Annotated in this window: 27 protein-coding genes; 12 read left to right on the plus strand and 15 right to left on the minus strand. The window is 61.0% G+C overall.

Going from position 1 to position 26,563, the window contains the following annotated elements:
• Positions 1–85 precede the first annotated feature (85 nt).
• Positions 86–400: a co-chaperone GroES gene (gene groES / locus GGD53_RS12200; protein WP_184456238.1), complete on the minus strand. Its 315-nt coding sequence runs from the start codon at positions 398–400 to the stop codon at positions 86–88.
• Between the two features lie 354 nt (positions 401–754).
• On the opposite strand from groES, the gene GGD53_RS12205 reads away from it, so the two are divergent.
• From GGD53_RS12205 to GGD53_RS12235, 7 genes are all read left to right on the plus strand, one after another.
• Positions 755–1,045: a hypothetical protein gene (locus GGD53_RS12205; protein ID WP_184456240.1), complete on the plus strand. Its 291-nt coding sequence runs from the start codon at positions 755–757 to the stop codon at positions 1,043–1,045.
• A gap of 109 nt (positions 1,046–1,154) precedes the next feature.
• Positions 1,155–1,511, plus strand: a complete 357-nt coding sequence (locus GGD53_RS12210) for a hypothetical protein (RefSeq protein ID WP_184456242.1) — start codon at positions 1,155–1,157, stop codon at positions 1,509–1,511.
• 59 nt (positions 1,512–1,570) lie between these two features.
• The gene (locus tag GGD53_RS12215) at positions 1,571–1,903 is read left to right on the plus strand and encodes a four-helix bundle copper-binding protein (RefSeq protein WP_184456244.1); all 333 of its coding nucleotides are present in this window, start codon (positions 1,571–1,573) and stop codon (positions 1,901–1,903) included.
• A 68-nt stretch (positions 1,904–1,971) separates the two neighbouring features.
• On the plus strand, positions 1,972–2,298 hold the full coding sequence (locus GGD53_RS12220; RefSeq protein WP_184456598.1) for a DUF2934 domain-containing protein: 327 nt from the start codon (positions 1,972–1,974) through the stop codon (positions 2,296–2,298).
• Between the two features lie 5 nt (positions 2,299–2,303).
• Positions 2,304–2,723, plus strand: a complete 420-nt coding sequence (locus GGD53_RS12225) for an HD domain-containing protein (RefSeq protein ID WP_184456246.1) — start codon at positions 2,304–2,306, stop codon at positions 2,721–2,723.
• Between the two features lie 199 nt (positions 2,724–2,922).
• On the plus strand, positions 2,923–5,289 hold the full coding sequence (locus tag GGD53_RS12230) for a PAS-domain containing protein (RefSeq protein ID WP_432443125.1): 2,367 nt from the start codon (positions 2,923–2,925) through the stop codon (positions 5,287–5,289).
• A gap of 63 nt (positions 5,290–5,352) precedes the next feature.
• A complete protein-coding gene (locus GGD53_RS12235; protein ID WP_184456250.1) occupies positions 5,353–5,862 on the plus strand; it encodes an HIT family protein in 510 nt (169 codons plus the stop codon).
• Positions 5,863–6,077: 215 nt separating this feature from the next.
• Here GGD53_RS12235 and GGD53_RS12240 read toward each other — a convergent pair whose 3' ends face one another.
• From GGD53_RS12240 to GGD53_RS12270, 7 genes are all read right to left on the minus strand, one after another.
• Complete coding sequence (locus GGD53_RS12240) at positions 6,078–7,928, minus strand: DUF2264 domain-containing protein (RefSeq protein ID WP_184456252.1); 1,851 nt, start codon at positions 7,926–7,928, stop codon at positions 6,078–6,080.
• A gap of 74 nt (positions 7,929–8,002) precedes the next feature.
• A complete protein-coding gene (locus GGD53_RS12245) occupies positions 8,003–9,277 on the minus strand; it encodes an ABC transporter substrate-binding protein (RefSeq protein ID WP_184456254.1) in 1,275 nt (424 codons plus the stop codon).
• A gap of 40 nt (positions 9,278–9,317) precedes the next feature.
• A complete protein-coding gene (locus GGD53_RS12250) occupies positions 9,318–10,043 on the minus strand; it encodes a YesL family protein (protein WP_184456256.1) in 726 nt (241 codons plus the stop codon).
• A gap of 20 nt (positions 10,044–10,063) precedes the next feature.
• Positions 10,064–11,173, minus strand: a complete 1,110-nt coding sequence (locus GGD53_RS12255) for an ABC transporter ATP-binding protein (protein WP_184456259.1) — start codon at positions 11,171–11,173, stop codon at positions 10,064–10,066.
• A gap of 16 nt (positions 11,174–11,189) precedes the next feature.
• A complete protein-coding gene (locus tag GGD53_RS12260; protein WP_184456261.1) occupies positions 11,190–12,362 on the minus strand; it encodes a glycoside hydrolase family 88 protein in 1,173 nt (390 codons plus the stop codon).
• Positions 12,363–12,366: 4 nt separating this feature from the next.
• Entirely contained in the window at positions 12,367–13,203 is an 837-nt protein-coding gene (locus GGD53_RS12265; protein ID WP_184456263.1) for a carbohydrate ABC transporter permease, read from the minus strand.
• Positions 13,200–14,156: an ABC transporter permease subunit gene (locus GGD53_RS12270; protein ID WP_184456265.1), complete on the minus strand. Its 957-nt coding sequence runs from the start codon at positions 14,154–14,156 to the stop codon at positions 13,200–13,202. Before GGD53_RS12270 ends, GGD53_RS12265 begins: the two co-directional genes overlap by 4 nt.
• Before the next feature lie 222 nt (positions 14,157–14,378).
• Here GGD53_RS12270 and GGD53_RS12275 point away from each other — a divergent pair, with 222 nt between their 5' ends.
• On the plus strand, positions 14,379–16,172 hold the full coding sequence (locus tag GGD53_RS12275) for a heparinase II/III domain-containing protein (protein WP_184456267.1): 1,794 nt from the start codon (positions 14,379–14,381) through the stop codon (positions 16,170–16,172).
• Positions 16,173–16,224: 52 nt separating this feature from the next.
• Positions 16,225–17,073: a carbohydrate-binding protein gene (locus GGD53_RS12280; RefSeq protein ID WP_184456269.1), complete on the plus strand. Its 849-nt coding sequence runs from the start codon at positions 16,225–16,227 to the stop codon at positions 17,071–17,073.
• Here GGD53_RS12280 and GGD53_RS12285 read toward each other — a convergent pair.
• Both GGD53_RS12285 and GGD53_RS12290 read right to left on the minus strand, forming a co-directional pair.
• Positions 17,068–18,078, minus strand: a complete 1,011-nt coding sequence (locus GGD53_RS12285; RefSeq protein WP_184456271.1) for a GlxA family transcriptional regulator — start codon at positions 18,076–18,078, stop codon at positions 17,068–17,070. The two genes, GGD53_RS12280 and GGD53_RS12285, sit on opposite strands and share 6 nt — an antisense overlap.
• Positions 18,071–18,640 carry an isochorismatase family protein gene (locus GGD53_RS12290; RefSeq protein ID WP_184456272.1) on the minus strand — a complete coding sequence of 190 codons (570 nt, stop codon included), beginning with the start codon at positions 18,638–18,640 and terminating at the stop codon, positions 18,071–18,073. The genes GGD53_RS12285 and GGD53_RS12290 overlap by 8 nt, the downstream gene beginning before the upstream one ends.
• A gap of 183 nt (positions 18,641–18,823) precedes the next feature.
• Here GGD53_RS12290 and GGD53_RS12295 point away from each other — a divergent pair, with 183 nt between their 5' ends.
• Together GGD53_RS12295 and GGD53_RS12300 are read left to right on the plus strand one after the other, a co-directional pair.
• Positions 18,824–19,492: a response regulator gene (locus GGD53_RS12295; RefSeq protein ID WP_184456274.1), complete on the plus strand. Its 669-nt coding sequence runs from the start codon at positions 18,824–18,826 to the stop codon at positions 19,490–19,492.
• On the plus strand, positions 19,482–20,882 hold the full coding sequence (locus tag GGD53_RS12300; protein ID WP_184456276.1) for a sensor histidine kinase: 1,401 nt from the start codon (positions 19,482–19,484) through the stop codon (positions 20,880–20,882). The genes GGD53_RS12295 and GGD53_RS12300 overlap by 11 nt, the downstream gene beginning before the upstream one ends.
• 292 nt (positions 20,883–21,174) lie before the next feature.
• On the opposite strand, the gene GGD53_RS12305 is transcribed toward GGD53_RS12300, so the two are convergent.
• The 4 genes from GGD53_RS12305 to GGD53_RS12320 all read right to left on the minus strand — a co-directional run bounded on the left by GGD53_RS12305 (position 21,175) and on the right by GGD53_RS12320 (position 25,006).
• Entirely contained in the window at positions 21,175–22,056 is an 882-nt protein-coding gene (locus tag GGD53_RS12305; RefSeq protein WP_184456278.1) for an ABC transporter permease, read from the minus strand.
• 11 nt (positions 22,057–22,067) lie between these two features.
• A complete protein-coding gene (locus tag GGD53_RS12310; RefSeq protein ID WP_088684151.1) occupies positions 22,068–22,886 on the minus strand; it encodes an ABC transporter ATP-binding protein in 819 nt (272 codons plus the stop codon).
• A gap of 95 nt (positions 22,887–22,981) precedes the next feature.
• A complete protein-coding gene (locus GGD53_RS12315) occupies positions 22,982–23,995 on the minus strand; it encodes an ABC transporter substrate-binding protein (RefSeq protein ID WP_184456280.1) in 1,014 nt (337 codons plus the stop codon).
• 282 nt (positions 23,996–24,277) lie between these two features.
• Positions 24,278–25,006: a FadR/GntR family transcriptional regulator gene (locus GGD53_RS12320; RefSeq protein ID WP_184456600.1), complete on the minus strand. Its 729-nt coding sequence runs from the start codon at positions 25,004–25,006 to the stop codon at positions 24,278–24,280.
• 216 nt (positions 25,007–25,222) lie between these two features.
• Between GGD53_RS12320 and GGD53_RS12325 the strand changes: the two genes are divergently transcribed.
• Positions 25,223–25,408 (plus strand): hypothetical protein, encoded by a 186-nt coding sequence (locus GGD53_RS12325; RefSeq protein ID WP_184456282.1) that lies wholly within the window; start codon positions 25,223–25,225, stop codon positions 25,406–25,408.
• A 9-nt stretch (positions 25,409–25,417) separates the two neighbouring features.
• Here the strand turns inward: GGD53_RS12325 and GGD53_RS12330 are convergent, their stop codons facing one another.
• A complete protein-coding gene (locus tag GGD53_RS12330; RefSeq protein ID WP_184456284.1) occupies positions 25,418–26,425 on the minus strand; it encodes a LacI family DNA-binding transcriptional regulator in 1,008 nt (335 codons plus the stop codon).
• Positions 26,426–26,563 lie beyond the last annotated feature (138 nt).

Consider the following 26,563-nt stretch of genomic DNA (forward strand, 5'->3'; position numbering starts at 1 on the left):
ATGCGTAGAAATTAAGATCTAAAGCGCAAGGAGCGAATCTCAGAGATTGCAACGCGCTTTAACGTTGACTTCCGACGTGATGGACTCAGGCGGCCTCTTTCTGCTCGCCCTGATCGTCGATGATACCCATCACGTCGCTTTCCTTCATGATCAGCAGGTCTTCGCCGTCGATCTTGATCTCCGTGCCGGACCACTTGCCGAACAGGATGCGATCGCCGGCCTTGACGTCGAGCGCCTGGATCTGGCCGGCATCGTTGCGGGCGCCGGAGCCGACGGCGATGACTTCGCCTTCCTGCGGCTTTTCCTTGGCGGTATCGGGAATGATGATGCCGCCCTTGGTCTTTTCCTCGGAAGCGACGCGGCGGACGAGAATGCGGTCATGAAGCGGTCGGAACGACATGTCTTCCTCCATAGACAAACAATAACGAACGGTGTTGGCGCTCGCCGCACCTGATTGACGAGGTCCGGACGGGTGCAAAGTCGCGCGCCTTGCGCGAATGATCTGGTTCGAGCGTTTTTCGATTTCAAGAGGAACAGGAGAAAAATTAGCACTCTCTGTCGGCGACTGCTAGCAGTTCTCCCGGGAACAGAAGACCCGCTCCTGCGTTCGACATAATGACGATGGTCGTCCCCTCGTCTCGAAGGCGAGTTCAAACTGCAACTGGCTTGAATCCGGATGTCGGCGTTCCTAGCTCTCAGGCGATCGAGGCTCGATGAGCTCGATCACCGTCCCACGTCTTTAGGAGTGAGTGACATGGAAGAGAAGACCAATATAATCAAAGACCTCAGTATCGAGGAACGCGAGGAGATCTTCGTCGATATCGCTCGCACGCTGGAGGATACAGCGCGCGAGGCGCTTGTCGAAGGCAATACGCAATTTGCCGTACTGTCCAACAACATGGCCGAAGCAATCCGCGTCAATGCCGACGAACTCGCCCGGGACGATCCCGAGAATGCCGAGCGGGTGTTGCTGCAGGCAACCGCGATGATCACGCAGTTCGAGGCCGTGCACCCCTATCGCATGGTGAGCATGGCCGTTCACTGATTTTGCCGGCAGCACGGTTCGGCTCGACCGACCGCTCGAATCAATCGCCAGCATGCGGAACTCTCGCGGCCGGCGGAGGTTATTGGATCACAGCATCGAAAGGTGATCCATGACCACTTCCCCAACCAACATGTCACCCGAGAGCGGAACCGACGATGCGCGCTCTTTCGACACGCAGCAAGCCGAGGCCGATCGCCAGGCGGCATTGGAAGCCGCCCGGCGCAATATGCGTTCGACGTTGGATCGCGATGGGGGCACCGAGACCCCAAGCCTGAAACTTGCGAGGGAGTATCTGAGTCTCGGCGGGAGGCGCAGGTCCAAGATCGACGACAACATTACCACTGTTCGCCAGTGGGATGAGGATCCCCCGGCGGCGGAACGCTTCTGGAAAGAGCGGGTGGAAACACTTTCAAAGGCTGAGCGCAAGCAGGTGGAGGATTTTCTTCCCACCATCAACACGCCTTGAAAGGCAGCCGGCGGCTCGTTGTCGCACGATGTGTTCGAACGCTCCGGAGGAGGAAGAGCATGCATGAGATCAATCCGGCAATGCAGGAATGCATCGACAATTGCCTGCGCTGCTATAGCGTTTGTCTTCGCACGGCCATGAGCCACTGCCTCGAGGCAGGTGGAAAACATACCGAACCCGCGCATTTCAGATTGATGATGGCCTGCGCCGAAATCTGCCGCACCTCAGCGCATTTCATGCTGATCGGCACGGATCACCACAAACATACCTGCCGTGAATGTGCCGAGATCTGCACGGAATGCGCGGCCGACTGCGAAAGAGTGGGCAATATGCAGGAATGTGTGGATGCGTGCCGAAGCTGCGCAGAAAGCTGCCGGGAGATGGCGGCCTAGGGCGCGATCGTTCAGGCGGGCCGGAGCCAAACGCGAGCTGGAAGGTCAGGTCGAAACTGGAGAAGATCATGGCCATGGACAAACACGAGCAGATACGGCGGCGCGCCTATGAAATCTGGGAAGCCGAAGGCCGCCCTGAAGGTTCGGACCTGCGTCATTGGATGCAAGCTTGCGACGAGCTGGCTGGCGAAGACGAGCATGAGACGCTGCAAGACCTGCTGGACCAAGACGACAGAGATGATGCGGCCTTGCTTCAAGGAGCCGGGGAAAGCGGTGATCTCGATCCGCCGCGAGCCGGCCTTGGTCAAGTTGCCGGCGCGACGACGCCCGATATCGAGATAACAACGGGAGAGAAGCCTTCCCGGCGAAAAATCAGAAGGACCGAAGGACCGTAACCGCCATGCAGCATCTCGACCATGCCATGCAAATCGCCTTAGAGGCGCATGAAGGGCAGGTGGACAAGACCGGCCGGCCATTTTTCGAGCATTGCCAGCGGATCGCGCTTCTCGTGTCGGGCGACGAGGCGCGAACGGTCGCCTATCTTCACGACGTCGCCGAAAAAGGCAGCGGCTGGACGCTCGACAGGTTAAGGGAGGAAGGCTTCCCGTCGGCGATCATCTCTGCGGTGGATGCCTTGACGCGGCGGCCCGAGGAGCCTGATGACGAATTCGTCAGACGCGCCGCATCGAATCCGCTGGCCCTGCCAGTCAAACAAGCCGACCTTGAAGACAATCTCCGACAGGCCGAACAAGCCGGCAAGAAAACCGAAAAATACCAGCGCGGTCTGGATCTCCTGCGCGACATCCGGAACGAAGGCTAGGTCTGTTCGGGCGGCGCCGGCGAAATCTCGAAGAATGTCCTGCCGCGGGTCCTCTGGCATCACCTGATATTTTTCCGCATCGCCTGCAACCATTCTTCAACCATAGAACGCGGAGCACCTTAATGCCGACCTGCGGTGAGGGGCGTGTTAACCGGTACGACTTATAGTCGCGTCCATGTGGATGAACGGGGGAACGGTCGTGTCCGGCGAACTGCACACAATCTTGGCAATGGATGGCACGTTGGCAGGCCTGCAGGGTGTCGGCGACGCCCTTGAGCGACATGGTATCGTGCTGCGCGTTCACCTCGACCGAGCTGAGTTTCACGATTGCGCCGCCAAACGACCGCTGCCGGCGCTCATTCTGCTGGACGCCCTGTCGCCGGAAGGAGGTGGTCTCGAAGACTGCCGGCGTCTCAAGGCAAACCCCATAACGTGTGATATTCCGGTCATCATCCTGGTCTCGCCGGAGGACGAGGAGAGCCGCATCGGAGGGCTTGCCGCCGGTGCGGTCGATTGCGTTTCCAACCTTGTCTCCGCTGCCGAGCTCCTCGCCCGCATTAAGCGACATATCGAGCTCGGCGCAGCCCACGCGCGCCTGCAGCGGCGCAACGAGCAACTCGATACGGCGCTTGTCAGCATGGGACAAGGCGTCTGCCTGTTCGACGAGGCCGGCCGGCTGCTCCTTTCAAACAACCGTTATGCCGAAGTCTACGGACTTGATCCCTCCGTCATCCATCCGGGACAGTCACTCGAAGACATCCTCAACCTGAGACAGGGGGTCGGCGCCGTTCCCGCCACCTCGACCTCGGAATATCTCGCCTGGGCCGAAGCGACCAATAGGGGCGATACGCCTCGGGATTGGACCAAGGAACTCAAGTCGGGCCAGATCATCCGCGGCTATCATCAGCGCACGTCGGACGGCGGCTGGGTATCGACCCACGAGGATATCACGCAGGCCTGGCAGGCTGAAAAGGCTCTTGCGAAGGCGCATGTCCAGGCAGAACGCGCCGAGCAGGAGGCGCGGGCGGCGCATGCACGTCTTCTGGCGGCTTTCGAAGTCGTCCCGGAAGGTCTCGTCTTGTTCGACGAGGAAGACCGCTTCGCCCTGTGGAACCAGAGATACGAGCAGCTTTACGCCGAAAGCGGCGATATGCTCGTGAAAGGCATGCGCTTCGAAGACCGCCTCCGTGCAGGCCTCGAACGCGGCCAATATCCGGAAGCGGTCGGGCGCGAGGAGGAATGGCTGGCGGAGAGGCTGTCCCATCATGCAAAGCCCACCAGCAAACACGAGCAGCGCCTCCCCGGAAACCGCTGGATACGGATCGAAGAACGCCGGATCTCCGAAGGCGGTAGCGTCGGCATACGTGTCGACATTACCGACCTCAAGATGCAGGAGGCGTCGTTCAGGTTGCTGTTCGAAGGCAACCCGATGCCGATGTGGGTTTACGATCATGAAACGTTGAGATTTCTCCACGTAAACCAGGCCGCCATCGATCACTACGGTTATCGTCTGGAGCAATTCCTGACGATGCGACTATCCGACATCGAGGCGCAGGAATCCAATCCGCCGCAGGCCGTCGTTTTCGATCTCGAGGATACTGCTTCGTCCCGCTCTGCCCGGCATCTCAAGGGCGATGGCACGGCCATCGAGGTCACCGTCTATTCCACCTGCCTGAACTACAAGGACCAGGCGGCTTCGCTGATGGCTGTCGTCGACATCACCGAGGCCAAGCGCGCCGAAAAGGCTTTGCTGCAGCACCGTGACACGCTTGAAGAGATGGTGCGCTCCCGCACGGTCGAACTGGCGCGGCAGACAGAAGAGCTCGAACGAATGCTCGAACAGGAAAAGCAGATCAACGAGTTGCAGCGGCAGTTCGTTTCGATGGCATCGCATGAATTCCGCACCCCGCTTGCAGTGATCGACGGCGCGGCGCAACGGCTCATTCGGCGCAAGGAGGCAGCGACGCCGGAGTTTCTTTGCGAAAAAGCCGATCAGATCCGCAGCTCGGTTTCGCGCATGCTCGAACTGATGGAAAGTATCCTTGCTGCCGGGCGGTTGGACCACGGCAGGATCACCATCGTGCATAAGCCGTGCTCGATTGCCGAAATCATCGGAACTTGCAGCGCGCGTCAGGAAGGCATCCGGCGGTCCCATCGCTTTTTGCTCGATCTCGATCGACTTCCTTCGATCATTTACGGCGATCATCCCGCTCTCGACCAGGTCTTCAGCAACCTCTTTTCGAATGCCGTGAAATATGCGCCGGATTCTCCAAACGTCCACGTCACAGGATGGCAGGAAGGAGAAAGTGTCTATGTCATCGTGCGCGACGAAGGCATCGGCATTGATGCCGATGATCTCCCGAAAATGTTCCAGCGTTATTTTCGCGCCAGGAGCTCCACAGGCATCGCCGGCACTGGCATCGGCCTTAATCTCGTCAAGCAGATTATCGAGCTTCACGGAGGATCAATAGAGGTGGCAAGCAGCCGCGGAAATGGCACGACGTTTACACTTCGGATTCCGATCGGCGCGGAGATACCAGACCAATTGCGTGTCGCTGCCGGATAGGCAGACAGCATCTTCTTCGTCGAGCCGTTGAGCCGCTCGGCACCGGGAGATGGGAGATTCAGAATGATCGATCGCCAACCCTTCGATCTCAAGGCCTATGTGCGCGACATTGCGATGAGGCCATGCTTTATCTGCGGCTTGATCGAGAATGATCCGGCTTGCTTTCATCATCGTATTTTCGAAGACGATGAGACGATTATCTTCCTGAGCAAATATCCGACATTGCCCGGTTATTGCCTTGTCTGCCCGAGGGAGCATAGGAAGGATTTGGCGCACGATATGTCGACAGATGAGTATCTTCGACTGCAGGAGAAGGTGCACCTTCTGTCTCGGGCGCTGAAAAGCATCTTCGACGCCGAGCGAATTTACGTGCTTTCGCTTGGTAGCCACCAGGCCAACAGCCACTTACATTTTCATGTCGTTCCTTTGCCTGCAGGCGTGCCCCTTGAGAAGCAGCAATATCATGCGTTGATGGCAGAGCATGGCGTTCTGCAGATACCCGATAGTGAGATGGCGGAACTGGCGCGGCGGATTGCCGAAGCCTACCATAGCGTGCGGACTAATCGCGGTTAGGCGTCACGGGGCGACTGGCCCGAAGATGGTAATGGTTTCGCGGCGGCTCCGCCATCTTTCGCTCGGCCGTTGCCAGAAGCAGATCTCGCGTTTTCGCCAGGCGACTAGCTCGTACTGCCCATTGCGTCATGAGGAGGAGCGCGTCGCCCGGGTCGGAGTCGCTCCAGACGTTCGCCACCAAGCACGACGAGGTGATGCAGCGGCGGTATTCGCAGCTACATCGAGAGAGTAAAGGCCGGCACAGATACGCCTTCCGCACGGAAGTGCCGCTCCAGCTCACCGAGATCCGGCGGAGCCGGCGGGTTCTCGAGTGCCATCGTCCAATTTTCGTGAATGGGCAATGCTATCGCCGCAGTCACAAGCAAGGTGCTACCCGGACCGATTTCGCCGCGCAGTTGCGGCAGCAGCGTTTTGGCGTGAATGAGGTTGGTATTCGGGATCGGAGTCATCGCATGGCCGGTTCTCAGATGAAGCGAGAGATCGACGATGGCGCTGACGTCTGTCTGGCCGTACCAGATAGCACGGCCTTGCTCATGCTCGGATCGGTCGGCGTTGAAATCGGCGCGTTCGATCGCAAAGCCGCCCTCGATGGTGCTGAGCGCACGCGGCGTCGCGATGCGGTGGATGCGGATGTGCCAGGGGTTGGCGGGAAGCAGCCAGGTTTCGATGGTGACGTCGTTCCAGGGCCGCCAGCGCGAATAGAGCCGGTCGCCCGCAATCTGTGCCTCGTCCATGGTTTCGCGCATGCGGAAATGAACGCCGTCGTCGGAGAGGCCGAGCATGCCGTCGAAGCTTGCGGCCGAAAAATTCCGGTCGTCGGCTTCGATGTTGAAGGCGTAGCGGGTGGAATAGGCGAATTTCGAATATTTCTCGTTTGCGTCGCGCATCTTGTCGTGCTGCTGACCGGAAGAGAGCACGACCACATTTCCCGGCGTGTGCATGGCGACCATGCCGGCCGGCTTCAACGCTATCGGCGCGGGGAATTCCGGCTGCGACGTCTCTTCGGCCGTCCAGAACGGATGATCCTGGGGAAGGGCGAGCGGCAGGAAGAATTTCAGCGCCCAATAGGGCGAGCCGGGAGAGTTGTAGCTCTCGCTCATCAAGAGGTTCGGATAGCCATAGCCGATCGAGAGCACGCCGTCGCGATCGGCGATCGGCATCGCCGACCACCAGCGGATATGGCGCATGTAATAGCCCTTGATCTCCGCCCAAGGGAGGGCCGCCACCCCGGCGAAGGCGAGCGCGCCCCAGAAGCCGCCGGCGGCGAAGCGGTAGGTCTGGCTGCGGCCGAAGGCGAGTGCTGCGCCATCAGGGCCGAACCAGTGGCGGATATCCCCGGCGAAGATCTCGGCGCGATTGCGGAACCGGTTCTTTCGCGCCTCGTCGCCGCGCGCCAATACCGTGTAGATCAGGCCATAGAAATGCATGGCGAAGGGAATGTAGTGGTCGACCCGCCGCACCGGCCCGTCACGATACCAGCCGTCGCCGAGGTCGAAGGCTTCCAGCTCGTCGAGATAGGCGACGGTTTTGCCGTGATCGAACGCCACGCCGACGCGCTCAAGTCCGAGATCAATCAGGACGCGGAAGAATTTCCAGTTGTTGTCGATGAATTCCAGTTCGCGCGCCGCAAGAAGATAGGCGGCGACGGTCCTTTTCTCGCCATCGCTCAGCGGTTCCCAGATGTGTTCGGGCACCAGCGCCAGCGCAAAACCGACGGCGGCGAGCTCGACCAGCCGCTGATTGCGGTCGGCCAGATCGCCCCAATATTCGGGATGCGCAGGATTGGTCCCATTCGCCAGTCCGCGCCGATAGAGGTTCCAATGCGGGAAGTGGCCGCCGCCCGCAGCGAGCGGAACGATGCCCCAGAGCGGCCGTGCAAATCCTTCGAGATCTGCTGCCGCCCGGTCGAAAATCGCGCCGGTAGCGCTGAGGCGCACACGGGCGCCGCCTTCGGAGAAATAGGGCAGAAGCGGTTTGAAGAGATCGATGACGGCCTTGCTCAGATCGTCGCGCGTCTTCAGCGGATTGCCGGAAAGCGGATTGGCCTTGGTGGGATCGTAGATCATCGTCAGCTCGAATTTTTAAAACAGAATCGGCCGCGGGCGAAATGCTCACCCGCGGCCGCGATGTCGTATGGCGCTTACTTGATGGCCTTCACGCCTTCGATCATTTCTTTCAAGCCGTCGTCGACAGAAGTGTTATCGGTCATGATCGCGTCGTGGGCGCGGTTGAGCACCACCTCGATCTTGGCGGCGTTCGGATTGACCGCCATCTCCAGGTAGGTCTTCGACGGTATCAGCGCTTCCTTGCTGGCTGCGTCCTCAGGAAAACCAGGCGTCGCTGCGATCTTTGCACTGATGTCGGCGGTCTTGAGCGCGGGGAAGGTGCCTGTCGAGGCGATAACGGCTGCCCCTTCCGGGCCGGTGACGAACTTGATGAAGTCGAGCGCGGCTTCCTTGTGTTCGGAATTGGCATTGACCGCCAGGCCCGAGATCTGCGCAGCCGTCGTGCCGGCGGCGACGCCGTCCGGATGCGGGAACTTCACGATGCCCCAGTTCTTGCTCTTCGATTCACCCGATTTCACCTTGGTGATCTGGGTGCCGACGAACCAGGTTCCCATCGGCAGCATGCCAATCGTGCCGTTGAAGAAGAGCGCCGAATAATGCGTGTTCGACGTCTTCAGGAAGGAGTAGGACGGGATGGCGCCATCCTTCTGCAGGGCGAGCGCTCGCTCGTACCACGGCTTCAGAAAAGCGTAATCGCCATCGACGAGCGTGTGTTTTCCGTCGAGGATGCCGGGCAGCTGGACGGTTGAGCGCCAGGTATGCAGAAGCGCGCCATAGGTCTTGTTGGTGCCCATGCCGCCGGCAAGCTTCTCGGCCGTTGCGTCGAACTGCGCCCAGGTCATGTCATTGGTGGGGTAGGGAACGCTGGCCTTATCGAAAATGTCCTTGTTGTAATAGACGATCCAGAAGTCCGATCGGAACGGAATGGAATAGATCTTGCCGTCGATGGTCAGTTCCTCGATCAGGCCGCCATAGGGCGCCGGATCGATCTTCTGATCCTTCATGAAGCCGCTGAGATCGGCGATGTTGCCGGCGCGCACCAGGTTAGTGTAGCCGGGCACGTCCTTGACGGTAACGATGTCGATGTCCTTGGATCCGCCGGTCAGCTGCGTCGAGATCATCTGCTGGTAGTCCTGCGAGCCGAGGTCCATCGGCTCGAACTTCACATTGGGGTGCTTGGCCTGATAGGCCTCGATGAGCGGCTTGTAATAGGCTGTCTTGTCCCAGTCCCACAAAGCCCATTTCAGCGTTACGGCGTCTTGTGCAAGTGCGGCGCCGGCCGTTGTTGCGGCCAAGGTGAAGCCCGCCACGGCGAGTTTCACCGTCCTCCCGAATTTATCCAAATACATTTCTGTTCTCCTTCCCTGGATCGTCTCTGGATCGATTGTTTTATGATGCGTTTGGTGCATGCGGTTTGCGGTGCGGCTGCGGTGTCTCCGGCTGGTCCAGAACCATCACCGCCGCCCGATGAACGCCGAATGCGACGGCGAACATTCCGAGTGAAAAATTGAAGGTCGCCGGCATGAACACGGAAACCGGATAGAAGAGGATATGCGCCAGCCACAGGGCAGCGTTGAAGGCCAGTGCCATGATCGCCGGAAGCGGACGGACGACGGAAGCGAGCGCGGCGAGACGAAGGAGCCGCAGAGCCGGCAGGTCGCGCATCACCATCAGCACGATGAAATGGCAGGCAGTGACCGCAAGGAAGGCGGTGGCGACAAGCGCCACGGCGAGCGGTGCGGCAAGAATCAAGTTGTCCCGCGCTCCGGTGCCATAGGTGAGGATCACATAGATGCAGATCGCAAAGGCCCAGGCCAGCGCCAGACCCCAGGCGGTGGCGCGCCAGAAATAATGCAGGAACGCTTCCGTGAAATCCCTGAGGAGATAGGTGTTGCGATCCTCCACCAGAGCCACCGAAACCCGCGCCATGGCGGCGAGTGCCGCCGGCAGCGTCACGACGAGGAGCGAGGCCAAGAGGAACAGGATGTTGAGCTTGACCATCTCCCACCATTCGCGGGCGAGGGTCTCGATGAACAGGGCAAGGCCGGTCTTCGCAGGCGCATCCTTCGGAATGCCCGGCCCCTCCTTCGTCCACATGTCCCGCAGCCACTGCATCGCCGTCTCCCGCTGGCGCCTCAGTAAAGAATCGAGCGTTCGGTTTCCTTGTCGAACAGCTGGGCATTGCTCATGTCCGCCACCAGCGTCGCCTCGTCGCCGATCGCAGGCCGGAAGCGCGGCGATACGCGAGCGATGAGATTGCGTCCGCCGGCGACCATGTTCAGATGCACTTCCGAGCCCATCGGTTCGGCAAGCTCCACCACCGCCTTGAGCGGCGCCAGGTTTTCGGGCGGAATGTCGGCCGGCGGCAGTTCGTGGAAGTTCTCCGGACGGATGCCGAGCACCAGCTCGCGGCCCTCGTAAGGGGCGATCCTGCGCTTGTCGAAATGATCGGGCAGCGGCAGTTCCCGGCCATCGAAGACGGCGATGAAGCCGTCGCCCCGGCGCCGAATGGTCGAGGGCAGCATGTTCATCTGCGGCGCGCCGATGAAGCCGGCGACGAACATGTTGACGGGACGGTCGTAAAGGTTCTGCGGCGTATCGACCTGCTGGATGTGCCCGTCCTTCATAACGACGATCCGGTCCGCCATGGTCATGGCTTCCACCTGGTCGTGGGTGACATAGATGAAGGTGGCGTCGAGGCGCTTATGCAGCTTGGTGATTTCGGAGCGCATCGTCCCGCGCAGCTTGGCGTCGAGGTTGGAAAGCGGTTCGTCGAGCAGGAAAACCGCCGGATTGCGCACCATGGCGCGGCCGAGCGCCACGCGCTGGCGCTGCCCGCCCGAAAGCGCTTTCGGCTTGCGATTCAGGAGATGGGTGATGTCGAGGATCTTGGCGGCATCCTGGACCTGCCTGTCGATGAAATCGCGTGAAACCTTGCGCAGCTGCAGGCCGAAGGCCATGTTTTTGAAGACGGTCATATGCGGGTAGAGCGCATAATTCTGGAAGACCATGGCGATATCCCGGTCCTTGGAGGGGACGTCGTTCATGACGTCGCCGCCGATCCGGAGCTCTCCGCCGGAGATTTCCTCGAGGCCGGCGATCATCCTCAGCGTCGTCGATTTGCCGCAGCCGGACGGGCCGACCAAAATGATGAACTCCTTATCGGCGATCTCCAGATCGATATCGTGGACGACGGTGAGTGCGCCGTAGGATTTGTTCAGCTCTTTAAGCGAAATGCTGGCCATCGGGTTTCTCCTCACGTCACCAATAGGAAGACCAGCGGCGCGAAAGGCGCGTCAAAGCTTCCATGTAATAATAATCTCCCCAGGAGACGCATTCATCGACGCCTTCGCCGCGGCAGGTGTTGAAGGGCGATTTCTTCGAATAGGTGGCGTGCAGCACCAGGCCGTTGGAGACGGTGGGGTCTCTGACCGCATAGTGGTCGGCAAGGCTCTTCATCATGCGCCGCGCCAGTGTTCGGTAGCGCTCGGCGGCTTCGGGTTCGACGAGCTCGGCCATTTCAAGCAGGCCGCAGGCGGTAATCGAGGCCGAGGAACTGTCGCGCGGCTCGCCGTCGCCATCGGAAAAGACGAGATCCCAATAGGGCACCATGTCGGCCGGCAGCCGGTTGAGATAGAAGGCGAGCAGCCGGTCGAAGGTTTTTCGATATTCATCGATCCGCTCGTAGCGATAGGAGACCGCCATGCCCGCAATGCCCCAGGCCTGTCCGCGCGCCCAGGCGCTGTCGTCCCGGTAGCCCTGCTTGGTCGCGCCGCGCACAGGCGCTCCGGTGACCGGATCCATGTAGAAGGTGTGAAAGGTGGAATCGTCAGGGCGAACCGAATTGGCGAGCGTGGTGCGGGCATGAATGAGCGCGATCTCGCGGTATTTCGGATCGCCGGTCTCGCGGCTGGCCCAATAGAGGAGCGGCAGGTTCAAGAGGCAGTCGATGATATAGCGATATTCTTCTGCCTTGCCCTTGTGGCCCCAGGCCTGGATGAACTGGCCGATCGGCTGGAAGCGTTCGATCAGTTGGTCGGCAGCGAGGATCGCAGCCTTGCGGCCGTCTTCGTCTCCGACCAGCTTCCAGGCGGCGATGCAGGACGGCGAATAGAGAAAGCCCATGTCGTGGTGGTCGGTCTCGATCCGATTGACGATCCGATGCAGGAAGGACTGCACCTGGATCTGCGCCGCATGCCGGAAAACCGGATCGCCGCTATGTTCGAAGGCGAGCCACAGCTCTCCGGGCCAAAAGCCGGCGGTCCATTGGGTGTTCGCCACCGCCGGATAAAAATTTCCGACACTCGAATGGTTCTGCGAGGCGTAGGTGAACTCGGGAAGGTTGCGGCGAATCTGTGCAACGGCAAGATCGAGCGCGGCTTTTACCTCTGCGTCGGTGATCGGCTGCGGGGCGACGGATGACACGGCGTTCATGGATTTAACCCTTCAGTCCCGTCGAGGCGATGCCTTCGACGAAGAAGCGCTGGAGAGAGAGGAAGACGACGAGAACCGGAATGAGCGCGACGACGGAGGCCGCCATGATCAGTCCGTATTCGGCCGAATATTGCGAGATGAACATGCGCAGGCCGATCTGGACGGTCTTCAGCTCGGTCTTGGTGAGATAGATCATCGGCCCGAGGAAATCGTTCCAGGTGCTGACGAAAGTGAAGATCGTCAGCGTCGAGAGGGCGGGCTTCGACAGCGGCAGCATGATGCGTGCCCAGATCTGATATTCGTTCATGCCGTCGATACGGGCGGCCTCGCAGAGTTCGGTCGGGATCGACATGTAGAACTGCCGCATCAGGAAGACGCCGAAGGCGGTGAAGGCCTGCAGGCAGATCAGCGCCAGATGCGTGTTGTTGAGGCCGAACTCGCGCATCAGCAGGAACTGCGGCACCATATAGACCTGCCAGGGCATGGCGATGGTGGCGATATAGCCGAGGAACAGCGTGTTCTTGTAGGGGAAGTTCAGCTTGGCGAAGGCGTAGGCCGCAAAGCTTGAGGTCAGAAGCTGCAGCAGCGTGACGATGATCGTCAGCTTCGAGGTGTTGTAGATGAAGAGCGCAAGCGGGATCTTCGTCCAGATGTCGACGTAGTTCTGCCATTGCGGCTGTGACGGTATCCACTCGATCGGGAAGGCGAAGACGTCGCGGCTGAGCTTCAAGGATGCCGAGAGCATCCAGGCGAAGGGCATCAGCATGACAATCGTCACGGTGATAACGATGGCATAGAGCAAGACCGTTTTGGCGGTCACCTTGCGTCCTGCGATCCTCATGCCTCGTCCTCCCTCTGACGGCGGAACTGGAAGACCGTGACGGCGAGCACGAGGAAGAACAGAACGAGCGCCACCATGCTGGAATAGCCGAGATCCCAAGAAATGAAGGCCTCGTTATAGATGTGGTAGACAAGAACCAGCGTCGAGGTGCCGGGGCCGCCCTGGGTGATCATGTAGATCTGGTCGAACACCTTGAAGGACTGGATCGTCAGCATGACGGTCACGAAGAAGGTCGTCGGCCCGAGCTGCGGCACGGTCACATGGATGAACTTCTGCCAGGAATTGGCGCCGTCGAGATCGGCGGCCTCGTAGAGTTCGGAATTGATGCCCTGCAGCCCGGCCAGGTAGATGACCATGTAATAGCCCATGTTCTTCCAGATGCCGAAGAGGATCACCGTGACCATCGCCCAATGGCGGTCGGCGGCCCATCCCGGCATGTTCTTCGGGTCGAGGCCGAGCGTATAGAGGATCATGTTCACCGGCCCCATCTCGGGGTTGAAGATCATGTTCCACACGACCGCGACGGCGACCAGCGAGGCGACGTAGGGAAAGAACATCGCGGTGCGGAAAAAATCGCGCCCTACGATCTTCTGATTGAGGAGAACGGCGAGGCCGAGCGCGCAGAGCAGCGTCGCCGGAACGGAGGCCACCGTATAGATGATCGTGTTCCAGAAGGCGGCGATGAAGGCCTTGTCCTCGAAGAGCCGCCAGAAATTGTCTAGCCCCGCGAAGGTGATCGTGTTCGAGCCGTCCCAATGCATGAATGCGAGCGCGAAAGCGAAAAGGATCGGCCCGAGCGTGAAGACGGCGAAGCCGAGGAAATTCGGCGCGATGAAAGAGTAAGCGACGAGCGCGCTGCGGATCTTGCGCTGCCGTTTGGACAAGACCGCGACCTTCCGGTCAGAAGTTGCCGGGGCGCCATCCGTTGCGATGATCGAATTCGATATGGACACCGATGCCTTCCTCCTGCGCGGATCTTCTGCGGCTGACGGCTTGTGGATTTCCTCTTCCGGCCACCGCCATTCTCCCTCCGGCCAACGGCATAACACATATCTGGCACTGGTCAAACAAGTTCTGAATAGATCATACAAATTTTATAGCAGACGCTGGAAACATATGATAGGTGAGCATGAGGGCCACACGCTCGTGGCGGCAGTTTCAGCGTGGTGAGGAACATGTTCAGCGAGATTTCAGGAGATCTGCCGGACAGCCTGGGCGACTTCACGCCCGGAGCGGTTTCTTCCGATCGAGAGAGATGGAGCGCGGTGCCGCAGGCGATGCGCGAGGCGGTTGTTCGCGATGCCGAAGCTACAGTCGCGCGCGCATGGCCTCTAATCACCGCTTCGGATTATCGCGAATACACGACGAGCGGCAATCGCTCGCGTTTTGAGGAGCTTTATTTCACCCGGCGGCGGATGCTCAATGATGTCGTGCTGGGCGAACTCGTCGAAGGTAATGGACGGTTCCTGCCAAAGATCATTGACGGCATCTTCCTGATCACGGAGGAGAGCGGCTGGCAGCTTCCGGCGCATAACGCCTATGAACGTGGTGGCCCGCGCCTGCCGCTTCCCGATAATTCGCAGCCCGTTGTCGACCTCTTCGCCGCCGAAACCGCAGCCCTGCTCGCAACGATTGTCGCCCTGCTGGGCGAGGCGCTCGACGGCGTCAGCCCTGAGATCACCGCACGCGTGGCGCGCGAGATCGAGGGCCGCATTCTCTTGCCCTATCTCGGTCGGCACTTCTGGTGGATGGGCCGTGGCAATGAGAGGATGAACAACTGGACAGCGTGGATTACTCAAAATGTCCTGTTGGCGACCTTCTCGCTGAACACCGATCAGGCGACGCGTCGGGCGGTTGTCGAGAAGGCGCTCGCTAGCCTCGACGCTTTCCTCAAGGACTATGCAGAGGATGGAGCCTGTGAGGAGGGCGTACTCTACTATCGCCACGCCGGCCTCTGCCTGCATGGCGCGTTGACGGTTCTGGACGCCGCGGCGCCGGGCCTTTTTGCCGGGATCTGGCAGCAGCCGAAGATCCGCAATATGGCCGAATATATCGCCAACATGCATGTGGCCGGCCGCTACTATTTCAACTTCGCGGATTCCTCCGCCGTCGTCGAGCCCTGCAGCGCACGGGAATATTTGTTCGGCAATGCGGTCGGTTCGCAGATGCTGGCGGACTTCGCCGCAGCCGACAGGGCTGCCGTCGAACACTCGCATTTGCCCGGGGAATGGAACCTCTGGTATCGCGTGCAGGAACTGCTGGCCGGCCCGCAGATCCCGATCATCGAGCCGCGTGCGCTGTCGCGCCGGGACATTTTTTATCCAGGCATCGGCCTGTTTGTCGCTCGCGACGATCGGTTCTCGCTTGCGGTCAAGGGCGGCAACAATGGCGAGGGCCATAATCACAACGACGTCGGCAGCGTGACCCTCTACAAGGACGGGCGCCCCTTCCTGATCGATGTCGGCGTCGAGACCTACACGGCAAAGACCTTTTCGCCGCGGCGCTACGAGATCTGGACGATGCAGTCGGCCTATCACAACCTGCCGACATTCGACGGCGTCATGCAGTCCGCCGGCGAAACTTTCGGCGCGCAGGACGTCGAAGCTGAATTCGGTGAGAATCTGGCGCGCATATCCCTCGACATCTCTGGCGCCTATCCGGTGGAAGCGCAGCTGCGCAGCTATCGGCGTGCCGTCTCCTTGGTCCGCGGACGCCATGTCGAGATCGTCGATACCTATGACGGCGACAAAGCGGCGGTTCTGTCGCTCATGACATGCCTGCCGCCGACGATCACGCGGGACAGGATCGATCTTGCCGATCTCGGCAGCATTTTCGTCGACGGGGCCGGGCAGATCGAAATCGATGCGATCGAGGTGAATGATCTCAGGCTGAGATCGGCCTGGCCCGAGAAGCTCTATCGGCTGCGCGTTCCGTTTGCCGGGAAGCTCATGAAATTGCGTATGAATTAAATAGTTAGAGCCTGATGCTGTCAGAAAGCATCAGGCTCTGAGGAGGACTAACATGGAATTGACGCTGAAGATCGTGGATGCCGATGGGTTCGTATTGGCAAGCGCCACCGGGCAGGATGAGACCTTCCTGGTCTATCGCCAAAGCTATCGCGAGGGCGAGCAGGTGATTGTCGAGGTCTCCAGGCCCGGACATGTCTTTCTCGCGCTGGACAGTGCGATTCAGCCCAGCCTGGTCTATATGAAGCAATGCTCCTATGCGCTTGCGGTGCCTTTCGGCGACAAGCGCAAATCTTATTCCCCGAATGCGTTCAGTGGCGATATCCACCGGCTGTCCGTGCGCTGCGCGCGCCCCGAGGAGATCGCCCATCGGCGCAATCTTGCGCTCAATCCCTGGGACGATCACGCCAATCGAGCGCTATTTCCGCATGCGCGCGCCAATGTCGAAACCCGAGGCGAAGCGGTCTTTGCCGCCAGAAACGCCATCGATGGCGAAAAGGCCAATGACGATCATGGCTTCTGGCCCTATACGAGCTGGGGTATCAATCGCGATCCGCAAGCGGCGCTGACGGTGGAGTTCGGCAGGCCGGTCCGCGTCGACGAAATTGTCTTCTACCTTCGCGCGGACTTCCCGCATGATTCCTGGTGGGAAGAGGTGAGCGTCACCTTCTCGAGCGGCAAGACCTCTCGTTTTCCGCTCGTTAAATCCGGCGCGGCGCAGGGCTTTTCCATCGAGCCCTGCATCATCGAATGGATCGAGCTGCACGGCCTCATCAAGGCTGAGGACATCTCACCCTTTCCGGCGCTGACGCAGATCGAGATCTGGGGTACGGATGTAGCCGGCGCTGCAACCCTCGGCGTCGAAGATGAGTTCGGGCGCGCGCCCCTTTCTCTTACTCTATGAGCCCACGGCCGGTTTCGTCCGGGCCGCGCTCGGCGGGCTGTCATGCAGGCGGTTCCAGGCGCGGCGCAGTTGCCGGGCCGAGCCGAAGCCGGCGCGCATTGCCACGGCCTCCATATCCAGCCTTGAGCCGGCGAGCATCTCGCGGGCGAGCGCCACGCGCATGCGGTTGACGAAATCCGTGACGCTCATGCCGGTGTGTTCGTTGAACAGCCGTGAGAGGTTTCGCGGGCTGGCGCCGCTGAGGCGCGCGAGCGAGGTGACCGACCAGTCGCGGGAAGGATCGGCGGCGACTGCATCCTGGACGCGATGGATAGCCGGGTGGATATGGTTGCGGCCTTCGAGCCAGGGCGAAAGCTGCGGATCCGAGCCGCCGCGCCTGAGATAGACGACGAGATATCGCGCCACCGCAAGCGCGCAGGCATGTCCCGCGGCTTCGGCAACGATGTGCAGCATGAGGTCGATGCCGGCGGTGATACCGGCGCTCGTGAGGCGCTCCCCATCCTCGACGTAGAGCCGATTGTCCCGGATGCGCGCGGTGGGCGCAAGCCTTGCCAGGTCCTCCATACAGCCATGATGGGTGGTGCATTCGCGGCCGTCGAGCATTCCGGCCTCGGCGGCCAGCAAGGCGCCCGAGCAGATCGAGGCCAGCCGAACGCCCGGGCGAATGGCCCGCTTCAGCCAGGCGACGATCGCGGCCTGGGCGGCGCGGTCCTCTTCGTCCCACGGACGATTGTTCTCCATCGGCGCGTCGGCGCTACCGGCGATGACGACAAGCGCCTGATCGGGCAAGCGCTCCGGCAAGGCGGCGACACCAGTCACCGCAAGGCCGATCGAACTGCCGACCGTTGCCGACGGACCGATATAGGTGACGCTGAAGCGCACCGTCTTCTGTTCGAGGTTCGCCTTGCGCAGCACTTCGATCGGCCCGGCGACATCGAGCAGCAGCACGCGCGGCGGCACGACGACGTAGACGGGAATATCGAAGGGCTGCGCTGTATCAGTCATGCCGCGAGTTGCTCTCCGCGCCCGCCAGCGCCTGTTCGACGGTTGCGATCCGGGCGAAACGGCCCGACAGGACCAGTTCCGTCCGGCCGCGGATTTCCCCAGCGCTCCATGTGCGTCCCGATGCGTCGGTCATCGGGAAGGTCAGGGTCGCTTCGCCGACGTAGTCGACTTGATAGCCGAGATCCGAGGCATGACGGGTCGTGGTCTCGCAGCACTGTTCGGTGCGGATGCCGGAGACGATGATGCGGCGAACGCCATTCCTGGTCAGCCACACGTCGAGGCCCGAACCGACGAGTGCACTATGACGGTTCTTCCTGAAGATCGCTTCGGGAGCGATCCTGAGCGGGGCGAGCGTTCTGACGAAGCCTGAGCTTTCCGAAAACGGCCCGCTTCCATCGACATGAAAGATCTGGATGACGGGTATTCCGCGGGCTTCTGCGCCGTCGATCAGAGCCTGCTGGCGTTCGATATAGGCGGGTGCGAGGCCTTCATCCCAATAATCGCGCTGCCGGAAGGATTCCTGGGCGTCTATGACGAGAAGAATGGTTTCATGGTCGGACATTTCTTGCTCCTTAGCGGTTGATCATGAAGCCATATTCGACGATATGAAGACAGAGGAAAATGCACCTGCCGGACAAATAGCGGACAATTCGCGCCAATAGTTGTCGAGTGCGGCCCCACGCCGGGAGCGACAACGCGATAGGCACGCTTCCGCCAAGCCCTCTGCACATGCTAAGGGGGATGGATGAGACTGCTTGTGGTGGAGGACAACAAGGATCTGGCGGCCTGGCTGGGCAAAGCCCTGCGGCAGGCGCAATATACTATCGACGTTGCCTATGACGGCGAGGACGCCGAGCATCTGCTCAAGGTGGCGGAATATTCGGCGATGATCCTCGACCTTTCGCTGCCCAAGCTTGACGGGCTGACGCTTTTGAAGCGGCTGAGACAGTCCGGCAGCAAGCTGCCGGTCATCATCCTGACCGCGAATGCAAGCCTTGACGGCCGCGTAGCCGGGCTCGATAGCGGCGCTGACGATTATCTCGCCAAGCCATTCGAAATCGCCGAGCTCGAGGCGAGGATCCGCGCCGTCGTGCGCCGCGGGCAGGACCGGGCATCCTCGGAGATCACCGTCGGGAACCTGCGTTTTTCCGGGGGTACGCGGCAATTTTTCGTCGAAGGCGAACCGCTGCAACTGACGCCGCGGGAATATGCCGTTCTCGAACAACTCGTCATGAAGCTCGGCACCACGGTCTCGAAAGCCGCTCTCTCCGAAAGCGTCTTCGGTTTCGACGACGAGGCCGATCCGAGCGCCATCGAAATTTACGTCCACAGGCTCCGCAAGAAGCTCGAAAACAGTTCGGTTCAGATCGCGACGCTGCGCGGGCTCGGCTATCTCCTCAGACATGTCCAATAGCGTCGTGACAAAGGCTGGCGGAACGATCGCGCGGCTCAGCCAAAGCCTGAGGGTGCAACTGCTCTGTTGGGTGCTGCTGACGCTCTTCGGCGCGATCGCCTTCAATCTCTACGACAGTTTCTGGTCGGCCGACGCGACGGCAAAGCTGGTGACGGATCGAACGCTTCTCGCCTCAGCCCGCGTCATCGCCGAGGCGGTACGCGTCGATGAGGGCGGCAATGTTCAGCTGGATGTGCCGCCGGCCGCGCTCGAGATGTTCGATACCGGCTTCGGCGACCGCGTCTTTTATCAGGTCATCACCGCCTGGGGCAATCTGGTGAGCGGCTTTCCCGATCTGCCGCTGCCGACCGTCCAGCGCGCCGGCGAGGATCGCGCCTTCCACGGCGCCGATGTGCGCGTCCTGATGCTCGATCACCCGGTTGTCGGTCTTCCCAACGACGGCACGATCTCCGTGACTGTCGCCGTGACCCATAACAGCCAGTATGCGATGCGACGGCAGCTGTGGCTTTCGGATTTTTCCAAGCAGTTCGTCCTTGTCTTCGTCGCAAGCCTGGTGACGATCCTCGGGCTTCAGCGCGGCCTCGCGCCTGCTCTGAGGTTGCGGGACGCCGTGCGCCGGCGTAAGCGCAACCGTCTTGATCCGCTGTCACCCGAGATGGTGCAGAGTGAATTGCGTCCGCTCGTCCATGCGCTGAACGATTACATGGAGCGCGTCCAGAACCAGATGGCCGTACAGCGGCGGTTCGTGTCGAATGCGGCGCATCAGTTGAGGACGCCGCTGGCGCTGATTTCGACGCAGGCGAGCGTGGCATCCCGGGAGGATGATACAGCCCGCCGCGACGAGGCGCTGGCTGCGCTGCGCACCAGCACCCGGCAGATTTCGCGTCTCGCCAGCCAGTTGCTGACCTTATCGCGGGCCGAGCCCGGCAGCCGACGCCCGCGCAGCGACGCGACGGACCTCAGCAAGGCTGCCCGCGAGATCCTGGAGACCTATGCCGAAGAGGCGCTCAAGCGCAACATCGACGTGGGCCTGGAGGCGGACCAGCCGGTTGTCGTCGAGGGCGACGGGACGATGCTGCGCGAGATGCTGGTCAACCTCATCGACAACGCGATCCGTTATAGCAAAGCCGATGGACGGGTGACCGTCGCCGTCGGGCAGGCGGATGGCAGTGCTGTGATTACCGTCGAGGACAATGGGCCGGGCATTCCCGAAGGGGAGCGCGAGCAGGTTTTTGAACGGTTTTACCGGATCATGGGAACCGAAAGCGAAGGGAGCGGCCTCGGGCTTGCGATTGTCCGCGAGGTCGTCGAAGGGGCTGGAGGTTCGGTCTCGCTCGGTGATGCTGAAGGCGGCGGTCTCGTCGTGACCGTGTGGCTTCCGCTCGCCTGAATGGTCATGCTTGGGCTTGTCCATGCTGTCCGGTTCGCTGAGATAGCTTGCCCCTCACCCTAGCCCTCTCCCCGTAAACGGGGCGAGGGGACGTGCCCTGCGAGAGATAGGTGGGCGGGGAACGGAGAGGGTGCGGCATGGTCCCTTCGCCCCGCAAGCGGGGAGAAGGTGGCGGCAGCCGGATGAGGGGCAAGCCCCGGATGACGCGGGTTAGAGAACAAGTTTCTCCAATAAACAGAGGGCCGGGCGAATGCCCGGCCTTCGCTTCGATCTGCCTTGGGAGGAGGCCGATTTATTGCGTGTCGAGGTGCTGCTGCGGGCGCCATTTCGCCAAGCGGTTTTCGATCAGCGTCATGATGTATTCGGCAACGAGCGTCACGACCATGACGAGGAGGATGGCCGCGAACATGCCGGCCGCGTCGAAGGTGCCCTTCGCGATCGAGATCAGCTGGCCGATGCCGAAGCGAGCGCCGACGAATTCGCCGACGATGGCGCCGATGATCGCAAAACCAAAGGAAACGTGCAGGCTGGCGAAGATCCAGCTCATCGCCGAGGGAATGACCACCGTGCGCGTCACCTGCCAGTCGGAAGCGCCGAGGATGCGGGCATTGGCGATCATGTTGCGGTCGGCTTCGCGCACACCCTGAAAGGCGTTGGCGAAGACGACGAAGAATACCATGATGAAGGCGAGCGCCACCTTGGACGGCAGGCCGAGACCCATGATCATGATGAAAATCGGGGCAAGGACGACGCGGGGGATCGAGTTGATCGCCTTGATGTAGACGGAGAAGATATCCGACAGGAAGCGGTTGCGGCCGAGGCCGATGCCGACGAAGACGCCGGTGATCGAGCCCGCGAAGAAGCCGATCAGCGCCTCCTCCATCGTCACCCAGAGATTATACCAGAGCGACCCTTCCGTGGTGCCTTCGGTCGCCCATTCGTAAAGCCTCTCAACGACGCCGCTCGGGCTCGAATAGAAGAACGGGTCGATCCAGTTCATGTTGGAGGAGAGCTCCCACATGCCGATCACGAAGACCAGGATGGCGATCTGCCAGAAGCGCACCAGCGTGTTGCGCCGGCGTATTGCCTTCAGCGCGGAAGCTTCGATCTCGGCATCTGATGTGCCCGGGCGAAACAGGGTGGCCGAACCGGCCTCGAATGTGATGTGTGCCATGATATCCTCCGTCAGGCCGCTTCGCTTGCGCGGCGGTAGCTGGTCTCGACCTCTTCACGCAGGTCTTCCCAGATCGTCTTGCAGTAGTCGATGAAGCTCTGTTCGTAGCGGATCTCCGACACGACGCGCGGGCGGGGAAGATCGATCGGATAGACCGACTTGACCGTGGCGGGGCCGGCGGTGAGCACATAGACCTTGTCGGCAAGCGCCACGGCCTCTTCGAGATCGTGAGTGACGAACACTACCGAGGCCTTGCGCTCTGCCCAGAGCTTCAGCAGCTCTTCGTGCATGACCGTGCGGGTCTGTACGTCGAGCGCCGAAAAGGGCTCGTCCATCAGCAGGATTTCAGGTTCGTTGATGAAGGTCTGTGCCAGCGAGACACGCTTGCGCATGCCGCCGGAAAGCTGATGGGGATAATGGTGCAGAAACTTCGACAGGCCGACGCGCGCCAGCCAGTCGCGGGCGCTCTGTTCCGCCTCGGCACGCGATTTGCCGCGAAACAGCGGGCCGGCCATGACATTGTCGATCACGTTCTTCCACGGGAAGAGCGCGTCGGTCTGGAAGGCGAAGCCGACACGCGGGTCGATGCCCGTGATCGGGCCGCCCATCAGGCGGACTTCGCCGGCACTCGGGCGTGCGAGCCCCGTCACGAGGTTGAGCGTCGTCGACTTGCCGCAGCCGGTGGGGCCGACGACGGCGACGAACTCGCCGCGGGCGACCGTCATGTTGAAATCGCGCAGCGCAGTGAGCGACTTTCCGGTCGGCGAGACGAAGCGCCGGCTGACATTGATCAGCTCGATCGCCGGGGTCTGTTTGTTGTCCTGTTGCATGGTGATACCTGGAGGCGTGCTTAAGGGCGCGCACGCGATGCCCGTGATCGAACGGACGCCGCTTCCGCTCGGGAGCCGGAAGCGGCGCGGCGGCCTCACTTGACGTTCTTGGCGAACTCGGTCGTGTAGGTCTTGGAAAGGTCGATCTGCTTGCCCTTGACGTTCTTGGAGAACTCCGAGAGCACGGCAAGCACGGTCTGCGGGCCGTCTTCCGGCATCACGCCGTCAGGCGTGAACATGCCCTTGCCCTCTTCGAGCGCCTTGACGTAGCCGTCCTTGTCGCCGACGTAGAAATCCTTCGGCATCTTGTCTGCGATCTCAGCGGCGGAATGCGTATTGATGTATTTCAGCGTCTTGACGAAGGCGTTGGCGAGTTTCTGTGCGTCGTCCTTATGTTCCTCCACCCAGGACGTTTCCATGTAGAGCGAGGCCGCCGGATAGGTGCCGCCGAGCGCCTTGCGGGTCGCTTCGACGGTGCGCATGTCGACGAGAACGCTCGCTTCGCCTGTCTTGATCATGCGCGAGATCGTCGGCTCCGTCGTCATGCCGGCCTGAATCTGATCCTGCTGCATGGCGGCGATGAAGGTGCCGCCGGCGCCGACCGGAATGGTGACGACGTCGCCGGGCTTCAGGCCGGCCTTTGAGGCCATGAAGAGGGTGAGGAAGTTGGTGGAGGAGCCGAGACCGGTCACGCCGAGGCTCTTGCCCTTGAAGTCGCCGGGCGACTTGATCTCGGGATGCTTGCTCGAAACCATTTCGACCTCGCCCGGCGCCTGGCTGAACTGGACGATGGATTCGACGAACTTGCCCTTGGCCTGCAGGTCTACACAGTGGTCATAGAAGCCGACGACACCCTGCACGGCGCCTGCCAGAAGCTGGTTTTCGGCATCGACGCCGGCGGCTTCGTTCAGCAGTTCGACATCGAGACCTTCATCCTTGAAGTAGCCCAGGGACTCGGCGAGCTTGGCGGGCAGATAGATCTGCTTCTCATAGCCGCCGACCATGATGGTGATCTTGTCGGCGGCATGGGCAGCGCCTGACGTGAATGTGGCTGCGGCGAGAAGCGCGGAAAAAGCGACGGTATGAAAAAGGCTGCGTGAAGAACGCATGAGATCTCCTCCTGATTTGCCTGCATCGTCGTCCGGCCACTTTGACCGTATCTCCTCCACGATGCTGCCCCTTCCTAAGACGTCGAAGCTTTCAACTAGCTTTCAGCGGCAGGCGCGCAAATGGCTGATCGCATCACCCTGATGCGTGTTGTTCTGAACCTTTACAATAAGGCGAATTTGCGCAAATCGACCAGGACGCCGATCCCGATAGGTGCGTTCGGATCGTGGATTGGTTTGATGATCTCTGAAAGCTCGCCGCATTCGCGGAGCTTGTTAATCGCTTCAGCTCGAAAAGCTTCGCAGATCCTTCAGCAGGTTTCGGTATCTCGCCTGGCTGCCGACGAGATGGTCGCGCATGGCGTTGCGGGCGGCTTGGTCATCCCTGTCGGAGATCGCGACGATGATCGCTTCGTGTTCCCTGTGGATCAGTTTGCGATAGGCGGTTTGCTCGGCTGTCCGCGATTCAGGAACGACCCTCGATTGCGGGATGATCGTCATCCCTTGAGATGCCAGGAAATGCTTGAACAGCGGATTGTTCGTCGCCTCGGCGATTGCGACATGGAGTTCGAGGTCCGCCTCGCGGATCGATTGGTCACTTTCAATGCACCGGAGGATTTTCCTATGGCATTCGAAGATCGATTCCTCCTGCGCCGGCGAACGGCGGAGCGCGGCAAGTCCCGCTGCCTCAATTTCAACAGGGGTGCGGATTTCCAGCACTTCCAGATCGGAGGCGACGCGGGCCTTGTCGACTTTCCGGCCCGACAGCGCGGGTTCGGGGCTAATCACAAATATGCCCGCGCCCTGCCGCACCTCGACCAGCCCGTCGGAACGAAGCGCGGCCACGGCCTCGCGCACCACGGTCCGGCTGACGCTGTGCGTTTCCGTCAGTTCGTGCTCGCTCGGGAGCTTATCGCCGGCAGCGTACTGGCCGCTGAGGATGGCCTGCCGGAGGCTTTCGCCGACCTGTGCGACCAGCGACCCCGAACCTCTGCTGCGATCCTTCCCCTGCATAGTCATGCCTCGACCCCCGGATCGGCTTCGATCAGAACGCCGTTCGAACCAGCGGCATCCCACAATTTACGATTCATCACACATGTATGACAAATCTTGGGATCTTTCAATGGATGTGCGATTATGCGCGCTCGCCGTTTTTTTGGCGGTAGGATGGCCGGTTGCATATGATCTGCGTTATTCGCTGTGATTGCGATGGTCGATAAGAGAGCTTCGATGGAAACCAGAATCCAGGCTGAACATGTTCCGCTGCCGCTTGCGCAGGAAAAGCGTCGCAGTTTGACCCTCGAAGCCCTGGTTGATGTGGACGAGGGGAGGACTGTCGACCACGGGTTGATGCGAGCATGGGCTGATAGCCTCGATGACGATCGGCCTCTTCCCTTGCCTTGTGAGGAAGCTTAGGCAAGCGCCTCACAGCCGCCTTGTCGACTCCCCACGTACGAATCTCGGCGTCAGGATAAAATCCTGCGGTGGCTCGGCGGCGGCCTCGGGGGTTGCGATTCTGGCCAGCAGGCGCTGGGCAGCCAGTTCACCGAGCTTCTGCGCATCCTGCACGACCATGGTGATGCGCGGCGTGATGACGTTGCTCCAGGGCACATCGTCGACCATCGCCAACGAGACGTCGTCGGGACAGCGGAAGCCCATCTCCTGCATCACCTGCAGGGTTGCCAGGCCCATCATGTTGTTGGCGCCGATGATGGCGGTCGGGCGGTCGCGGCGGGTGAGCAGGCGCATCGCCTGCGTGTGGCCGCCGCTCCGGGTGTAGCCGCCTTCGACTACCAGGGACGGATCGACGTCGGCGCCGGCTCCGGCCATCGTGTCCATGAAGCCCTCCAGGCGCTCGTCGGCGGTGTGCAGGCCGCTCGGGCCTGAGATGAAGGCGATGCGCCGGTGGCCGAGCTGCAGCAGGTGCTCGGTCAGGATGGTCGTCGTCAGCGGATTGTCGGAGCCGACGAAATCGCGCTCGGCGCCCTCTACCTTCTGGTCGAACATGACGATCGGCGTCTTGAAGTCGCGCAGGAAGGTTGCGTATTCCTCGCCGCGCCCATTTGCCGCTAAGGCGATGCCGGCGATCTTCTGCGCCTGCAGCCGCTCCAGTAACGCGCGTTCGAGATCGGCCCTGCCGGAAGAGTCGGCGATCAGCACGAAATAGCCATGGTCGAGCGCCTGATGCTCGATCTCGCGGCGGATGTCGCCGAAGAACATGTTGCCGAGATTGGCGGAGACGAAGCCAATCAGCGAACTGCGCCCGCGCGCCAGCGTCTGGGCCACTGGGTCGATGCGGTAGCCGGTCGATTGTATCGCCTGCTGGATGCGGTCGAGCGTCTCGGCGCCGACCCGCTTCGGGCTGTTGAGCGCGAGCGAGACGGTCGAGATCGAAACTCCCGCCAAGCGCGCAACATCTCGTATGGTCGTCATGTCTATCGAACCGGTTCTAAAGCTTTCTTTTGTCAGATTTTATTCGTCGTTGCAACAGAACCTAGCGAAATGGCTACTTCTGAGCCGGCTGGTTCGGGGTGTGCGATTTGTGAATTTCGGCTTGACAGAGGCTGGCTC

Source organism: Rhizobium aethiopicum (assembly GCF_014197535.1).
GTDB lineage: Bacteria > Pseudomonadota > Alphaproteobacteria > Rhizobiales > Rhizobiaceae > Rhizobium > Rhizobium aethiopicum_A.

Excerpts from the sequence above, each read along its gene's own strand:
- groES (WP_184456238.1), bottom strand. The coding sequence starts at position 400 with ATGTCGTTCCGACCGCTTCATGACCGCATTCTCGTCCGCCGCGTCGCT.
- GGD53_RS12205 (WP_184456240.1), top strand. The coding sequence starts at position 755 with ATGGAAGAGAAGACCAATATAATCAAAGACCTCAGTATCGAGGAACGC.
- GGD53_RS12210 (WP_184456242.1), top strand. The coding sequence starts at position 1,155 with ATGACCACTTCCCCAACCAACATGTCACCCGAGAGCGGAACCGACGAT.
- GGD53_RS12215 (WP_184456244.1), top strand. The coding sequence starts at position 1,571 with ATGCATGAGATCAATCCGGCAATGCAGGAATGCATCGACAATTGCCTG.
- GGD53_RS12220 (WP_184456598.1), top strand. The coding sequence starts at position 1,972 with ATGGCCATGGACAAACACGAGCAGATACGGCGGCGCGCCTATGAAATC.
- GGD53_RS12225 (WP_184456246.1), top strand. The coding sequence starts at position 2,304 with ATGCAGCATCTCGACCATGCCATGCAAATCGCCTTAGAGGCGCATGAA.
- GGD53_RS12235 (WP_184456250.1), top strand. The coding sequence starts at position 5,353 with ATGATCGATCGCCAACCCTTCGATCTCAAGGCCTATGTGCGCGACATT.
- GGD53_RS12240 (WP_184456252.1), bottom strand. The coding sequence starts at position 7,928 with ATGATCTACGATCCCACCAAGGCCAATCCGCTTTCCGGCAATCCGCTG.
- GGD53_RS12245 (WP_184456254.1), bottom strand. The coding sequence starts at position 9,277 with ATGTATTTGGATAAATTCGGGAGGACGGTGAAACTCGCCGTGGCGGGC.
- GGD53_RS12250 (WP_184456256.1), bottom strand. The coding sequence starts at position 10,043 with ATGCAGTGGCTGCGGGACATGTGGACGAAGGAGGGGCCGGGCATTCCG.
- GGD53_RS12255 (WP_184456259.1), bottom strand. The coding sequence starts at position 11,173 with ATGGCCAGCATTTCGCTTAAAGAGCTGAACAAATCCTACGGCGCACTC.
- GGD53_RS12260 (WP_184456261.1), bottom strand. The coding sequence starts at position 12,362 with ATGAACGCCGTGTCATCCGTCGCCCCGCAGCCGATCACCGACGCAGAG.
- GGD53_RS12265 (WP_184456263.1), bottom strand. The coding sequence starts at position 13,203 with ATGAGGATCGCAGGACGCAAGGTGACCGCCAAAACGGTCTTGCTCTAT.
- GGD53_RS12275 (WP_184456267.1), top strand. The coding sequence starts at position 14,379 with ATGTTCAGCGAGATTTCAGGAGATCTGCCGGACAGCCTGGGCGACTTC.
- GGD53_RS12280 (WP_184456269.1), top strand. The coding sequence starts at position 16,225 with ATGGAATTGACGCTGAAGATCGTGGATGCCGATGGGTTCGTATTGGCA.
- GGD53_RS12285 (WP_184456271.1), bottom strand. The coding sequence starts at position 18,078 with ATGACTGATACAGCGCAGCCCTTCGATATTCCCGTCTACGTCGTCGTG.
- GGD53_RS12290 (WP_184456272.1), bottom strand. The coding sequence starts at position 18,640 with ATGTCCGACCATGAAACCATTCTTCTCGTCATAGACGCCCAGGAATCC.
- GGD53_RS12295 (WP_184456274.1), top strand. The coding sequence starts at position 18,824 with ATGAGACTGCTTGTGGTGGAGGACAACAAGGATCTGGCGGCCTGGCTG.
- GGD53_RS12300 (WP_184456276.1), top strand. The coding sequence starts at position 19,482 with ATGTCCAATAGCGTCGTGACAAAGGCTGGCGGAACGATCGCGCGGCTC.
- GGD53_RS12305 (WP_184456278.1), bottom strand. The coding sequence starts at position 22,056 with ATGGCACACATCACATTCGAGGCCGGTTCGGCCACCCTGTTTCGCCCG.
- GGD53_RS12310 (WP_088684151.1), bottom strand. The coding sequence starts at position 22,886 with ATGCAACAGGACAACAAACAGACCCCGGCGATCGAGCTGATCAATGTC.
- GGD53_RS12315 (WP_184456280.1), bottom strand. The coding sequence starts at position 23,995 with ATGCGTTCTTCACGCAGCCTTTTTCATACCGTCGCTTTTTCCGCGCTT.
- GGD53_RS12320 (WP_184456600.1), bottom strand. The coding sequence starts at position 25,006 with ATGCAGGGGAAGGATCGCAGCAGAGGTTCGGGGTCGCTGGTCGCACAG.
- GGD53_RS12325 (WP_184456282.1), top strand. The coding sequence starts at position 25,223 with ATGGAAACCAGAATCCAGGCTGAACATGTTCCGCTGCCGCTTGCGCAG.
- GGD53_RS12330 (WP_184456284.1), bottom strand. The coding sequence starts at position 26,425 with ATGACGACCATACGAGATGTTGCGCGCTTGGCGGGAGTTTCGATCTCG.